Annotated in this window: 13 protein-coding genes; 6 read left to right on the top strand and 7 right to left on the bottom strand. The window is 45.4% G+C overall.

Annotated features, from left to right (window positions below; genetic code table 11):
• Positions 1–219 precede the first annotated feature (219 nt).
• From QT974_RS19215 to QT974_RS19235, 5 genes are all read right to left on the bottom strand, one after another.
• Positions 220–1,440, bottom strand: a complete 1,221-nt coding sequence (locus tag QT974_RS19215; protein WP_333470033.1) for an NAD(P)/FAD-dependent oxidoreductase — start codon at positions 1,438–1,440, stop codon at positions 220–222.
• 7 nt (positions 1,441–1,447) lie between these two features.
• Positions 1,448–1,816, bottom strand: coding sequence for an aspartyl protease (locus tag QT974_RS19220; RefSeq protein ID WP_333470034.1), 369 nt, complete (start codon positions 1,814–1,816; stop codon positions 1,448–1,450).
• Complete coding sequence (locus QT974_RS19225) at positions 1,813–2,130, bottom strand: hypothetical protein (RefSeq protein WP_333470035.1); 318 nt, start codon at positions 2,128–2,130, stop codon at positions 1,813–1,815. Before QT974_RS19225 ends, QT974_RS19220 begins: the two co-directional genes overlap by 4 nt.
• 63 nt (positions 2,131–2,193) lie before the next feature.
• The gene (gene dxs / locus QT974_RS19230) at positions 2,194–4,101 is read right to left on the bottom strand and encodes a 1-deoxy-D-xylulose-5-phosphate synthase (protein WP_333470036.1); all 1,908 of its coding nucleotides are present in this window, start codon (positions 4,099–4,101) and stop codon (positions 2,194–2,196) included.
• A 458-nt stretch (positions 4,102–4,559) separates the two neighbouring features.
• Positions 4,560–4,775, bottom strand: coding sequence for a hypothetical protein (locus QT974_RS19235; protein ID WP_333470037.1), 216 nt, complete (start codon positions 4,773–4,775; stop codon positions 4,560–4,562).
• Positions 4,776–4,910: 135 nt separating this feature from the next.
• Between QT974_RS19235 and QT974_RS19240 the strand changes: the two genes are divergently transcribed.
• On the top strand, positions 4,911–5,123 hold the full coding sequence (locus QT974_RS19240; RefSeq protein ID WP_332942973.1) for a helix-turn-helix domain-containing protein: 213 nt from the start codon (positions 4,911–4,913) through the stop codon (positions 5,121–5,123).
• A 268-nt stretch (positions 5,124–5,391) separates the two neighbouring features.
• Here the strand turns inward: QT974_RS19240 and QT974_RS19245 are convergent, their stop codons facing one another.
• Positions 5,392–7,491 (bottom strand): thioredoxin domain-containing protein, encoded by a 2,100-nt coding sequence (locus QT974_RS19245; protein ID WP_333470038.1) that lies wholly within the window; start codon positions 7,489–7,491, stop codon positions 5,392–5,394.
• A gap of 127 nt (positions 7,492–7,618) precedes the next feature.
• On the opposite strand from QT974_RS19245, the gene QT974_RS19250 reads away from it, so the two are divergent.
• Both QT974_RS19250 and QT974_RS19255 read left to right on the top strand, forming a co-directional pair.
• Entirely contained in the window at positions 7,619–9,214 is a 1,596-nt protein-coding gene (locus QT974_RS19250; RefSeq protein WP_333470039.1) for an outer membrane protein assembly factor BamB family protein, read from the top strand.
• 203 nt (positions 9,215–9,417) lie between these two features.
• Positions 9,418–9,915 carry a 2TM domain-containing protein gene (locus QT974_RS19255; protein ID WP_333470040.1) on the top strand — a complete coding sequence of 166 codons (498 nt, stop codon included), beginning with the start codon at positions 9,418–9,420 and terminating at the stop codon, positions 9,913–9,915.
• A 462-nt stretch (positions 9,916–10,377) separates the two neighbouring features.
• On the opposite strand, the gene QT974_RS19260 is transcribed toward QT974_RS19255, so the two are convergent.
• Positions 10,378–11,310: a LysR family transcriptional regulator gene (locus tag QT974_RS19260; protein WP_333470041.1), complete on the bottom strand. Its 933-nt coding sequence runs from the start codon at positions 11,308–11,310 to the stop codon at positions 10,378–10,380.
• 344 nt (positions 11,311–11,654) lie between these two features.
• On the opposite strand from QT974_RS19260, the gene QT974_RS19265 reads away from it, so the two are divergent.
• The 3 genes from QT974_RS19265 (at position 11,655) to QT974_RS19275 (ending at position 13,735) form a co-directional block, all read left to right on the top strand.
• The gene (locus QT974_RS19265; RefSeq protein ID WP_333470042.1) at positions 11,655–11,948 is read left to right on the top strand and encodes a hypothetical protein; all 294 of its coding nucleotides are present in this window, start codon (positions 11,655–11,657) and stop codon (positions 11,946–11,948) included.
• Between the two features lie 149 nt (positions 11,949–12,097).
• Entirely contained in the window at positions 12,098–12,358 is a 261-nt protein-coding gene (locus tag QT974_RS19270) for a hypothetical protein (RefSeq protein WP_333470043.1), read from the top strand.
• A gap of 312 nt (positions 12,359–12,670) precedes the next feature.
• Positions 12,671–13,735: a tetratricopeptide repeat protein gene (locus QT974_RS19275; protein WP_333470044.1), complete on the top strand. Its 1,065-nt coding sequence runs from the start codon at positions 12,671–12,673 to the stop codon at positions 13,733–13,735.
• Positions 13,736–13,795: the final 60 nt, after the last annotated feature.

Raw genomic sequence — 13,795 nt, forward strand, 5'->3', positions numbered from 1 at the left:
TATGGGATTATAACTAATAACTTATCTGCGGTCATGCTTCTTCAGGCCTCAAAAGCGAGATGCACCCGTAGATTTGTATATTTGTAGGGTGCGTCAGCCAGAGATTTTTAAGACAATCAAAAACATTTCAACTGACGCACCCTACAAGTAAAATTGCTGCAACAAGGTGCGTCAGCCAGATATTTTTAACTCAATCAAAAATCTTTCAACTGACGCACCCTACAAGTGAAATTGCTGCATCAATCCCTGAAATTTACGCTGCAAATAACCGCCAAATCCTCTGGAAATCTTCTCAAACTTATAATCAAATAAAATATCCATCACATCTTTAGTTTTCATGTACTTCAAATAAGAAATCATTTTATCTGTCAATTCATCATTCACATCATCAATATACTTTCTCACCGCCAACCTTTCCGAAATATTCCATTTGCGATCGAATTTGCGGTGCATTTGGGTTTCATAATCCGCAAAATTAGAGATTTTCCCCTCCAAATATTTTTCAATATATTTCCCGGCGATTTCGGCGCCATCCATCCCGTGTCTGATACCCTCGCCGCCCAGAAAATTTACTGTCGAGACAGTATCGCCGATCGCAATTATGTTATCCTTCCAATAGATATCCCGCAAACCAGGGCTATATTTCAGCGTTGAACCGTGCTTGTCAATAATTTTATAATTTTTAGACTTCAGATATTCATCAATCAGCAAATCAATATACTGTTTCAGGGGTGACAAATGCTTAACAGTTTTGGCATCTAAAAAAATGCGTCCCGCACCAACTTTCAGCCTGTTTTGTTCCATAGGAAATATCCAAGAATAACCTTTTGGCATCCATTTGTCACCCAAAAAGAAGATTAAATCATTGGCATATTTATTGTAAACTTCCGGTTCTACTTCAATTAAATATTCGATTCCAGTTCCCGACAAAAAATTAGGCTTGTCGTTTTCTTTGTCATACATAATCGCCCGAGCAAAGCCCGTAGCATCCACCAAAACTTTCGTGGTAACGTTGATAAGTTTACTGTCAGATAACTGTTTAAATTCTACTGTGGTTTCGCCGTTGGCTTGAGAATGTCCGGTGTAGCGACAACCAAGCCAAACTTCACCGCCAAATCGCTCAACTTCCTCGGCTAAAAATGCTCTAAATTTAGCAAAGTTGAGTACAACTCCCAAATTTTCGGGAGATTCCCAAGTTTGACTAACTTTGCTAGTTTCAATAGTCAGTTTGTGCCAAAAACTGCCGATAACTGATTCGGGTAAATCGAATTGAGAGAGAGTTTCTAAAGGTGTGGCGGCGCTGGAAAAGTCATTTTTATTAAAATTGTCGTTTTGTTCGGCAAGCAAGACTTTGCGGCCGGATTTCGCGAGAATTCTTGCACAGTGGCCTCCTGCGGGGCCGGCTCCTACTATTACTATATCAAAATTTTTTAAATTCATCTTACTTTTAATTCGCTTCTAATGTCAAAATACCCGCAGACATATCAACTATTAACCGCCGATTTTTCAGCCATTGCCGGCCGATTAAAATTTCGGGTACTCCTGCACCCACATGAACAGGAATGTCAAACTCTTGACCCTCAAGACGCACTTTTCCTGCATAAAGATCGAAATTAAATTCTCCTTTAGCTGTCCGCATTTTTTGTTGTTTGACATATGTCCAATCAAGTCCATCTAAATCTTGATCGTTAATAGCTAACCAGCCAGAAAAACCTGTATCTAGCAGAGCATCAACAGGTAATTCTAAGCCGTTATCAGCAATTAATTCAACTTCCAAAAATAGCTCATCCTCATCACCAAATGTTCCTTGAATCATATCGTGCCACAAACTCCGGTTTCATTGATACGAAAGACGTGCAATTTAGCTTTCGGGTATTTCTCATGGGCTATGTTTGCAACTAGCATATCATCCTTGTCGATAAAATATTCCCCGCTGTCGGGTTCAACTGCCATGTACCAGTTGTAGTGGGTTTTAATTAATTCTGGTTTCAGACAATCAAAAATTGGTTTGCAGCGCTGATAAAATGCTTCTCTTTCAGCATACCATTGGGCTATTTCTTCTGAAGAACGTGTGCGTTTTGGGTGCAATCTTTTCCGGGGTACTGTGCGAGTTGGTTTCACGTTAGTCATTGTTGATTCTCCTTTTGTGCAGTGAAGTAAGGTGCGCAGTGCGCACCCTACAATTCTAGCTAATTAGACGCTAACTGGTGACTTTTGGCGGCTGAATGTTGCTAAAATGCGATCGCACATTTGCGACGGATTCAATCCCAAAGTTGCAAAGGATTGTTCCGGCGTTGCATGATCCACCAATGTATCAGGTACACCCAGCCGCATCAGCGGTACGAGAATATTGTTATCCATCAAAGCTTCGGCTACTGCTGAACCGAAACCACCCATTAAACAGCCTTCTTCCATTGTGACAACTTTGCCAATTCTTTGTGCCAAGGGCAAGATTAATTCGGTGTCTAAAGGCTTGACAAAACGTGCATTGATGACGGTTGCTTCAATGCCATGTTCGCTCAACATCTCGGCGGTTTGCATTGCCGGATACACCATTGAACCGTAACCTAATATCAGCACATCGTCGCCATTGCGGAGAATTTCGGCTTTGCCGATCGGCAATTCTTCCCAACCTTCTTCCATCAGAGGCACGCCGTAACCGTTGCCGCGCGGGTAACGCATGGCGATCGGGCCGCTGGTGTGGTTGATACCGGTGACTACCATCCGCTGCAATTCTGCCTCGTCTTTTGGTGCCATAATCGTGATGTTTGGCAGACAGCGCAAGAAGGAAATATCGTACATTCCCTGGTGCGTGGGGCCGTCGGCGCCGACAATCCCGGCGCGATCCAAACAGAAGAACACTGGCAAGTTTTGGATGCAGACATCGTGAACTATTTGGTCGTATCCGCGCTGCAAAAAGGTCGAGTAAATTGCCACAACCGGCCGCATTCCTTCGCAGGCTAAACCAGCGGATAAAGTGACGGCGTGCTGTTCGGCAATACCAACATCAATGTATTGTTTAGGTAATTTTTCCTGAAGTTTGTCTAGGCAAGTTCCGGTTGCCATGGCAGCGGTAATCCCGACTATTTTGGGATTATTTTCTGCTAGCTTGACCAGGGCGTGGGCAAAGACTTTTGCGTAGGCTGGAGGCTTGGGTTTAGTGGAGGGGATGCTTTTACCCGTGGCTAAGTTAAAGGGATTTTGGGCGTGATATCCTACTTGGTCTTTTTCGGCGATCGCATATCCTTTGCCCTTCACCGTCACCACGTGAACTAACACCGGGCCTTGGATAGTATGACCTTGTTTGAAAGTAGCAATTAACTCTTCCAAATTGTGTCCGTCTACCGGGCCCATGTAGGTAAAGCCCAACTCTTCAATTACGGCTCCAACTTTAGACACGGCTAACCGTTTCATGCCTTCTTTGAGGCGTTCCATTTCTGGGGTAAAAGTTTCGCCCACAAAGGGAATTTGTTTGAATTGTTCCTCTAAGTTATCTTTGAGAAATTGCACCGGCTGCGATAGTCGCATCTTGTTCAAATAGCGGGTAATTGCGCCGACATTGGGCGAGATTGACATCTCGTTGTCGTTGAGCACTACCATCACATTAGTTTTCGGCATATGGCCCGCGTGGTTGATCGCTTCGAGTGCCATACCCCCCGTCAGGGCGCCGTCGCCGATGACTGCTACAGTTTTAAAGTTTTCGCCTTTGAGGTCGCGCGCCATCGCCATCCCTAGGGCTGCGGAGATGCTCGTGGAAGCGTGACCGGCGCCGAAATGGTCAAATTTGCTCTCGCAGCGCTTGAGGTAGCCTGCAACGCCGTCTTTTTGGCGCAGGGTGTGGAATTGGTTGTAGCGGCCGGTGATCAATTTGTGCGGATAAGCTTGGTGGCCGACATCCCAGGTAACTTTGTCGCGATCGAGGTCTAGTGTCTGGTACAGTGCTAAGGTCAGTTCGACTACACCCAATCCCGGGCCCAGGTGGCCGCCGCTGGCTGCTACTGTTTCTAAATGCTTTTCTCGAATTTGTCGGGCAATTTGTTCGAGTTGATGAATCGACAGGCCGTGTAATTGGTTTGGATGAGTCAGTTCGCTGAGATGCATATTTTAAAATCCTGCTCCTAAGAATTAGGACGAATCCTTAACAGATATAGGTTATGCCTGCGACGTTGGGTACGCGCAAACGTTAGAATAGTTTAACGGTTATTTGGGGAAAACTGTTAGGCGTAACAATTTTGTTATTTCTGAGCTGGTAATTGTACTAAATAATTTGTGATAATTCAATATAAATATTGCTTATATTGCTAGTCGCTGATGGCTAATTGTTAGGTTGTTGGGAATTATTAGGAATTTTAAACTGCTTTTAGTAGCTGAATATAACAAGTTATATTAAATTGAGGCTCGCTCCGAATTAATATTACCAACTGTCAAGACACGGCGCCGTGACGTTTCCCGAAAATTAATCAATTGTAGCCGATCAGTTTCCAAATGAATTTGAGGAAGGAACGATCGCACTTATCATCAAATACGATCGCCCCCACCGACAAATTACAGCATTCAATCTAATTGAGCCGCACTTCTGGCAATTTCTCAGCCCCAGTCAAATCAAAAACGATCGCGTGTTTAGTTGCGGGTACTAACCGCCGTAAAATCTGGACATAGCCGTCAGCATCGCCGCGGCGGTGGAAGCGCGCCACAACCAATCGCTGCATATTCGGCAATTGCCGCACGATACACCAGGGATGAGTGTGTGATTTGGGCTTTGATCTTGGTATCATAGGGTAATCCTTCCCCGCTCCAAGCGGGGTGTGGTAAAAAAAGCGATCGCCCTCAAGTTTTCGACGCTAGGTGGGCGATCGTTTTTAGTGTACATAGATATTGTCGGGTACATATGCACCGATGTCAAGCCAAATATGGGATACGTTAGGCTCCGGATTCGAGAACTAGCTGAGCAAAGGGGTTGGACTTTTAAGGAAGTTGCCGATCGATCCGGAGTCAACTACAACACGGTAAAAAGCTACGGGAGACGCGATGCTTTAAACACAGTCGATCTTTCTGCTGTCTACAAAATTGCCCGTGCTTTCGACGTGACGATGGAAGATTTGGTTGAGATTTTGGAAGATTGAGATGCAGACGTACGGTTGAAACCAGGTTTACACAAACTTTCGTCGGCTTTCGGGCCGACTGAATAAAATAACGTAAAACGTAATTTCAACCGCCCACTGTGCAACCCACGGAGGTGGTTTTGTTTGTATAAACCTGGTTTCAACCGCCCGGTCTGCTGCAACCCACGGAGGTGGGTTTGGTTTGTATAGACGCGGTTTCAACCGCCCACTCTTCAACCCACGTCGCTGAGTGAGTGTTTGTATAAACCTGGTTTCAACCGCCCGGTCTTTATCCTCGCGTTTGACTTTGCTCAATTTCTGCCAACAACAGCTCTTGACTTTTCGCCGGTTCCTTGCAAGTCAAACACTCGCAAACCAACCCGACAACTCCTTCCGGTAAATCAGTCTCAATCTGAAAAACCGCAGTCGGATAATACTGCCAAATCAAACCAGGAATTCGATCGCTCGTGGTACGAATCAGGGTAGAATGCTGATACCAATCGAGAGCCGAAAGCAGACTGGGACAAGCTTGGGGAGTATCACTGATAATACTGCTGAAAGCTTGCAAACCTTGTTCGGCGCGATCGAGATATTCCAAATTTTGAGCCAGCAGCGCTAAGCGAACCAAAGAGGCGATCGCAATTCCATTAGCCGCCGGAGTAGCATTATCCGTATAACTGCGTTCCCGCACCAACAAATCACCGCTAGCATCTGATGCAGTATTGTAATATCCCCCCAATTCCACACTCCACAAAAACTCATCAAATTCTGCTTGAACTTCCACGGCTTTCTGCAACCATTTGTCACTTGTCCCGACTTCTGCAACTACCGACAAACTCGCCTGATGCAAATCTAACAATGCTTTGACAAACAAAGCATAATCTTCCGACTGCGCCGCCACAGCCGTTTCAGCATCATAATTCAATCGGTGAAACCGCCCGTCAATCCACTGATTTTCTAAAATAAAATCAGCAGCTTTCACCGCCAATTCCAGATATTCCGAATTCCCAAAAACAGCAGCAGCCCTTGCCAAACCCGAAATCATCAAGCTATTCCAAGCTGCAATCATTTTAGTATCTGTTACCGCCGGAATTCTGCCGGGCCAACTGCCATTTTTCGCTTCTTGATTGTTGCGGGCTGGCGGAAAGCTTTTTACAGTGTTGGGATGGCCGCCGTAGCGGACTGCAAACAGTTTCGCCAAAGCCGTTTCTACCGTTTCGCTCAATTGACCGGAATGGCGGCGCTGCAATACATTTTTGCCTTCAAAATTGCCAGCGCGACTAACAGTAAATTGTGCTTGAATTTCTGCTAATTCCTCAGCAGTCAACAGTTGTTCGAGTTCGGTGTAAGTCCAAACATAAAATGCTCCTTCTTCCGGTTCAGACCCCCCCGTTGCCCCCCCTTGGTAAGGGGGCGTTGGGGGGGTAAAACTATCAGCATCCTGTGCAGCGTAGAAATAGCCTGTAGGCGCAATCATTTCGCGCTTCAACCATTCTACTGTCCGCGCCACCGCAGTTTCAAAAGCCGGTTCCCGTACTCCCGCACTCCACAAATTCGCCAAATATTCAACAATTTGGCCGTTGTCGTAGAGCATTTTTTCAAAGTGCGGCACAGTCCAAGTCGCGTCAACCGTGTAGCGGTGAAATCCCCCGGCTGCGTGGTCGTAAATGCCGCCCAATGCTAAGTCTAAGCCGCGCTGAGTGGAGACTTGTTTGCTGTCGTATTTTGCATCACAATCAAAGCGAGTTCCCCGCAGTGCTAGCTCAGCATAGGGCATCATCGGAAAACTGGGCCCGGGGTTGCTGCCGGCAATAATTCCGGTGTTGAGTTCTAAGCCTTTGTGGAAGACTTCGCGATTTAATTCTGCGGTTACTCCTGTCAGCAGCGCCGACTGTTGGAGGCTATCTAAAATCTCTCCTTTCAAGGCTTGCAGTTTGCGCTTTTCTGTGTCGTAAAAGCGGCGAATTGATTGCAAAACTTCTAAAAAACCTGGTCTTCCGTAGCGCGGATTTACGGGAAAATAAGTGCCGCCGTAGAAGGGTATTCGCTCGTCGGGAGTGAGAAAAATGTTGAGGGGCCAGCCGCCTTGGCCGGTCATCATTTGCAAAGCTTGCATATAAATGCTGTCGATGTCCGGGCGTTCTTCGCGATCGACTTTTATCGGTATAAACTGCGAATTCATGTATTCGGCGATCGCGCGATCGGAAAATGCTTCTCCTTCCATCACTGTACACCAGTGACAGCTAGAGTAGCCGATCGACAGAAAAATCGGCTTATTTTGGCAAGCGGCCGCTTCTAAAGCTTCGTCGCACCAGGGCCACCAGTCGATCGGGTTTTCGGCGTGTTTCCGCAGATAAAGGCTTTGGGATTGAGCAAGACGGTTGACCATAATCAAATATAATTTAACTCGTGCCGAGTCAGCTTTTTTGTTCTTTAAGCAGTTTAGCGCTATATGTTTTAGTTAAGTTGTCGCGACAATTATGTTTTAATATTATCACTGCTTATCTCAATATAAAATGAATTTATTCTCCCGGAGACTCTTCAATATACGGCTCGGACAATTTTTGTTAAGTGCCGCAGTTCCTCCTCTGGTTCTCAAACAGTGTCAATCCGAACCATCGCAGCAAGCCGAACCTTCAAAACAACCTGTATTAAAAACTAATACTAAAAAAGCTCCTGCCAAAAAAGTAATTCCCGAAGTAGAATTATTCGTGCCGACTTTTTTAGGCAACGACCAGCGCCGATTTTACGGTCGAGGCGTGCCAAAAGGATTGAAATTAATCGACAAATTTGAGCTAGGAAGCGGACGGACTTTTCTGGGGAGACAATCGCAAATTTGGAGTGGCGCGGGTTGGACTGGACAGCCAACAATTACCAGAGATCGAGATAAAACTTATTTAATTATAGGTTCTTTCGACCACTATCTGCACAAAATAGACATGGCGACAAATAAAGAAGTTTGGCGCTATAAATTTGATGATATAATTAAAGGCAGTTCAACAATTTATATTGACAAAACAGCCAAAGCCGAAAATAGAATTGTGATTTTGCAAGGCAGCCGCAGCGGCGGAGGTGGCAAAAATGTCGTACCGAGTTTTCGGGCGATCTCTTTTAGAACGGGCAACGAACTGTGGAAGTTAGACATCAGGAGAACGCCCAGCTACAGTCAGGATAATGACAGCAGCCCTTTATATCTGGGCGATGGCGTTTTGTTCAATGCGGGCGAAAATGCGATCGGCTATTTTATCAATAGTTCTGCCAGCAAAGCCCAAGTCAAAGCAGGAATCAAGCAACCGCAAATATTGTCAGAAGTCAAGCTTTATGAGCCGGGAGATATCAGCAAGCACGGCGGAAACTTAGTAGCTGAATCATCGCCATCCAGGCTAAAAAATCAACTATTTATCTCGGCTGGTTCGGGTCATATTTACGGCATTAGTATTAAAACCAAAAAGATAGTCTGGGATTTTTATACAGGTTCAGATATCGACGGCAGTGCTGTAATTTCCAAATCGGGTAAACTATTTTGTGCGATCGAGAAACAATACATTGCGGGTAACGGCGGAGTCCTCAAACTGAATCCCAACAAAGAACCCAATGCCAGCGTAGAATGGTTTTTACCCACCGGAAACCGCCGACTTTCAGGCTGGGAAGGAGGGATAATCGGCTCTGTAGCGCTGAATGACGAGTACAATCCTGGGGGATTTCCGCTGCTATTTGCCACAAATGCGATCGACGGCAATTTGTACATCGGTTCCCAAGATATGACGACAGGTAAAAAGAATGCTGTACCTTGGCGAAATCAGTCTTACGATACCCCGGTAATCGTGTTTAAAAAAGAAATTGGTTCTTCAATTTCGACTCCGATTTTCACCGATGGGAATAAACTGATCAGTGCCGGATACAACGGTATTTATTTATTCGAGTTGAAGTGGGAACGAGCGAAATCGGGAGATAAGAATGCTTTGAAAAATGCTAAAGGCGAGTTTTACCGTTTGAAAGTAAAAGAATCCGCGAGATTTAAACCGGGTTTATCATTTGAAGCGACACCTGTAGTTTGGGACGGCATTGTGAGGATTTGTGCCCGGGACGGCTGGATGTATACTTTAGGTTAAAATCAAGGTTTGATCGTTCGGACTTTAGTCCGCAGTTTCCAAGGTTTGTAGCGAGGACTTTAGTCCGCAGTTTCCAAGGTTTGTAGCGAGGACTTTAGTCCGCAGTTTCCGGGTGTTGAAATCCGCCACTGTCCCTACCTGCCGTTTAACTGCGCTTATCTCTATCATAGAAAGGATCTCAGGAATTATAGGAAACTTGTTATATGGCTACCAACGACAGTCAAATAAGTCAAATTTACGGTTCAGAAGATGCTCAGGGTATTTTACAGCTTGCGATCGCCCGCCGACAAGATGAAGGCGAACTTTCGCGAGTGCAGCTTTTCGAGATAGCAGCGGAATTGGGCATTTCCGAACAGGATATCGTGGCGGCGGAACAGCAATGGTTAGCCACTAGAGGGGAAGTTCAAGAAAAACTGGTTTTTAACACTTACCGTCGCGGCAAATTGCAAAAAAATGTCACAAAATATGGCATTATCAATAGTTTTTTAGTTTTGTTTAATTTAGCAGGATCGCACGAACTTTCTTGGTCGCTGTTTATTTTACTAACGTGGGGATTGGGATTGTCACTGAATGCTTGGAATGTTTATCAAACCGAAGGGGAAGATTACGAACAAGCGTTTGGGCGGTGGCGTTTGAAGAAACAGGTGGGACAGTCGATAGGTACTGCGACGGATAAGTTTATGAAGTGGTTGCAGTCATAAAAAGATTGGGCGGTTAAAACCGCTTTTATACAAGCAAAACCCGCGCAGGCGAGTTAAAGAGAAAGGCGGTGAAAATTACGTTATTCTCTTTGCGCCGCCTCCGCGGACATCGTTTGTATAAACCTCGTTTCAACCCCCGTCTTGTCTACTATTGCGATCGAGTGAAACGTAGGTTCGTGTTCTCAAATATTATCGCTTGGTACGTTTCTATTCGATTTTATATCTTTTTTGGGGATGATAGATGGTGAGAGTGCATCTGGTTTTTAAAGAGGGCTATAGCATCACCGCATATAACTTATTAGTTATCATCCCCTATTGACTACACTCATGGGGGAACCCCAACAAACATATTTGCCTTGCGCCAGATGCACCAGATCGCAACGCACCCTATAAATATTTTTGCTACAACGAAGAAAACGCATGAAAAATCAAGGAGATGACCAGCAGTGTGTCCATAACTACTCATGAAGGATTGAGCGGAAAATCGGTATCATATTCAATCTCTGTCGCACTTTTAACTAAATCTAAAAACGCAAACACGGCCGGAATTAACAGCGCATCCTTTAAAACAGCAACCCCAATTACCCTTTCAAAAGCCGCTGGTAAACTGCAAATTTTTATCTTCGCAGGTATCGGTTCCGCCGCCAAATGTGGCATAATTGCAGCACCCAAACCTTGCATTACCATACTGACAATAGTTGAATCTTCGCTGAGTTCGTAAGCAATATTTAAGGGAAACTCGGAAGTTGCTAAATATTTGCGAAGCGGTATAGAACAAGCTGTTTCCGGCGGTTGCAAAATCAGCGGATAATTTGCTAATACATCCCAGGTAACTTTAGCAGATGATAACTTGGCTGTTGGCGGTAGCAACACCACATATTTGTCCCGCAAAATTTCTCGGGTTTCAAATTCGTCGGAGATGGGAAGAGAAACAAAGCCGATGTCTGCTTTGCCCGATCGCAAAGCTTCTTCCACAGCCTGGGTATAATACACTTCGGTAATGGTGACGGCAATCTTGGCAAAGCGATCGCGAAATTGAGCGATAATGCCCGGTAGGATATGGGTTGCGACACTGCGAAAACTCACTATCCGCACCTGGCCTCCCTGCAAACCTTTTTCTAAATCAGCTTCTTTGACCATCATTTCTAACGATCGCACAATTTGACGCCCGTGAAGCAGTACCCTTTCCCCCACCGGCGTCAGTTGAGCGCCGTGTCGCCCCCGGTGGAACAGTTGTACTCCCAATTCTGTTTCTAGAGAGGCGATAGCGTGGCTGATTGCGGATTGTGACAGTTGCATTTGCAAAGCCGCTTCGCTAAAGTTTGCATAATCTGCTACTGCGATGAAAGCCTGAATCTGAGAGAGTTTCATCCGCCGCGTGTTGATTTCATTCATAGAAGGAAGAAGGAAGAGTTGACCTGTGACAGTTGACCTGTGACAGAGGGAAGAAGGAAAAAAAACTCGAAGCCAAGGGTTTCAGCAATTAATAACGTCCTACTTAACTGTCTGGTGCGGTTGGTATATTTATCTATCGATTTTATTCATACAACCTATGCAAGTAATGACTTGATTGTTGTTTTACCAAGAGTTAGCGTTGATTTGTCAAGTAACATATTTAGTTTGACAGGAATCGCATACCTCTAAAAAATACTGCGGTTTTGAGCAAATTGTTGCTGCTTTTTAGCTGGAATCTTTCATAATTCAATTTGTGTTTTGTTGAGAATTTGAAGGTATTTGTTATGTCTACTTACGAAAATTTGCGGTATCCCCAAAAAACGAATGTTGTGGCGATTGGGGAAGGAGCTAAAGATACCCAAGGACACAAAGGGCGATCGATCTTTTCAGCTATGAATCAAATTTGCCAAGGTTTGCTGGCACTCGCATCTGGCGACAACGATGTCAGAATTTGGCAGACGCACGATCGCCATGGTAACACTTGGTGGCACGGTTGCGATCGCGCGACGGGTCGCTATACCTCTGCGGCGACGGAGGATGAAATGCGCGCTTGGATCGATCGGCGTTATTGCCAATAGTTACGGCAAAAGTTGATTGAGATTGTTGGCTCTGTGGGGGCGGGTTTTAGAGATTGTTTGAGGTTTGCAAAGATTTTTGGTTATCCCGCACCTACGATACTTTGGGAAAACTTTGTAGATTTTTGATGGCTAATTGCCGAGGAGATGCTATGCTTCAAAGATATTCCGAATGTGCAGCGTCCGTTAGCGGAACCCTGAAAGAGGATCGCATAATCCTGATGAAAAACGAGGTGTATAGGTTGCCTCAAACTCATCGACAAGTTCAAGTATTGTCAGGCATTGCTTGGATTACACTTGACAAACAAGACATCATCTTGCACAGCCCAGAAAAATCATCGCTTCCATCAAGCAAAAATTTTGCTGTCATCTCCGCTCTCAACAATATGCCACTGATTCTGGCAGTATGGTAAGACAACAGCCAAGTGATGGGATGGGAGATTTGAGATTGGGTACAGTCGCAAGATTGCAAAAATAGCTAGGCCAGGCCAGACGGCTACCCCAGAAAAATAATTTTCTGTTGTGGGGTGTATGGTCTCCCCCACAATTTGATTTAAAGGAGTGAGACAATCTTGTCTGTTGTCTGTGGGTGCCGATTCCGGGCGTACAGTAGGATTCTTTGTTGAAACCGGTATCCGAAACTATGGAGTGAGAAAAAATCCGCAGGAACACCCTAAAAAGCTTTATCTTAATAGTTATAACTTGGCTATTGGAGGACTCGATCGGTGTACTGCCGCTCTTACCACTTCAGCTATCTGGCAGCTATAAGTATTATCTTATCGCCCGCACTCAGCTTGCTGGGAATCTCAGACGCTCGGGCATTTGCCCCTATTATAAATCCCAGACCAACCAGAGCGAGCGATCGCGCTCAGGCAACAGACCCCAAAACCCAAGCAGAAAAACTCTTGGAAACAGGAGTCAAACAGCACCGCGAGGGTTTGTTTCGAGAAGCAATCCAGACTTTCGAGCAAGTTTTGGCAATTCGCAAGCAACAAGGCGACAAACCAGGAATCGGAGACACCCTAAACAATATTGGGGAAGTTTACACCGAAATGGGTTTGCGCCCCAAAGCTTTGGAAGTTTTGCGGCAAGCTTTAGTCATTCACCGCGAAATCGGCGAAGGGCCCCGCATCGCCCGCACTCTCAATCTCATCGGTTTCATCAACCGGATTGACGACAATTTTGCCGAAGCGATGAAACTACACCAAGAAGCTTTGGATCTCGCCAAAACGGCCAATGACCAAATTGAAATAGCAGAATCTTTTCACAACATCGCGGCAGTCTACGCCGAACAGGTAAATTATGCTAAGGCGATCGAATTTTACCAACAAGCGCGGACGATTCGGACGAAAGAGGGCGATCGGCGCGATTTAGGGCGTACTCTCAATAATATGGGCGGCGTCTATTACAACATCGGCGACTTTAATAGAGCGATGGAATTTTACCATCAAGCTTTAGCAATTCGCCGGGAAATAGGAGACAGGGCCGGCGTCGCCCGCCTCCTGAACAACATGGCACTTACCTGTCGCAAACAAGGCAAAGAGACTCAAGCGCTAATCTATTTTCAGCAAGCAATACCGATGTTTGAAGCCATCGGCGACCAAACAAGTATCGGACGGTTGCTCAACAATATGGGCGCAATTTATGAAAGTCTGCGTCAATATCCCAAAGCTCTCGAATCCTATGAGCGAGCTTTAAGAATAGCTCGCGATGGTGGTGATAAAACTGGAGAAACTACGGCGATGGAGGGGATTAAACGATTGTCTTCCGGTCAGCTTCTGCCGCAATAATGGCTTTCAACAGTTGACAGTTGACAGTTGACAGTTGACAGTTTAAGAGCTACCTCTACC

This window comes from Microcoleus sp. BM001215392, assembly GCF_036700185.1.
GTDB lineage: Bacteria > Cyanobacteriota > Cyanobacteriia > Cyanobacteriales > Microcoleaceae > Microcoleus.

Excerpts from the sequence above, each read along its gene's own strand:
- QT974_RS19240 (WP_332942973.1), top strand. The coding sequence starts at position 4,911 with ATGGGATACGTTAGGCTCCGGATTCGAGAACTAGCTGAGCAAAGGGGT.
- QT974_RS19260 (WP_333470041.1), bottom strand. The coding sequence starts at position 11,310 with ATGAATGAAATCAACACGCGGCGGATGAAACTCTCTCAGATTCAGGCT.
- QT974_RS19215 (WP_333470033.1), bottom strand. The coding sequence starts at position 1,440 with ATGAATTTAAAAAATTTTGATATAGTAATAGTAGGAGCCGGCCCCGCA.
- QT974_RS19220 (WP_333470034.1), bottom strand. The coding sequence starts at position 1,816 with ATGATTCAAGGAACATTTGGTGATGAGGATGAGCTATTTTTGGAAGTT.
- QT974_RS19270 (WP_333470043.1), top strand. The coding sequence starts at position 12,098 with ATGCTTCAAAGATATTCCGAATGTGCAGCGTCCGTTAGCGGAACCCTG.
- QT974_RS19255 (WP_333470040.1), top strand. The coding sequence starts at position 9,418 with ATGGCTACCAACGACAGTCAAATAAGTCAAATTTACGGTTCAGAAGAT.
- QT974_RS19245 (WP_333470038.1), bottom strand. The coding sequence starts at position 7,491 with ATGGTCAACCGTCTTGCTCAATCCCAAAGCCTTTATCTGCGGAAACAC.
- QT974_RS19265 (WP_333470042.1), top strand. The coding sequence starts at position 11,655 with ATGTCTACTTACGAAAATTTGCGGTATCCCCAAAAAACGAATGTTGTG.
- dxs (WP_333470036.1), bottom strand. The coding sequence starts at position 4,101 with ATGCATCTCAGCGAACTGACTCATCCAAACCAATTACACGGCCTGTCG.
- QT974_RS19225 (WP_333470035.1), bottom strand. The coding sequence starts at position 2,130 with ATGACTAACGTGAAACCAACTCGCACAGTACCCCGGAAAAGATTGCAC.
- QT974_RS19235 (WP_333470037.1), bottom strand. The coding sequence starts at position 4,775 with ATGATACCAAGATCAAAGCCCAAATCACACACTCATCCCTGGTGTATC.
- QT974_RS19250 (WP_333470039.1), top strand. The coding sequence starts at position 7,619 with ATGAATTTATTCTCCCGGAGACTCTTCAATATACGGCTCGGACAATTT.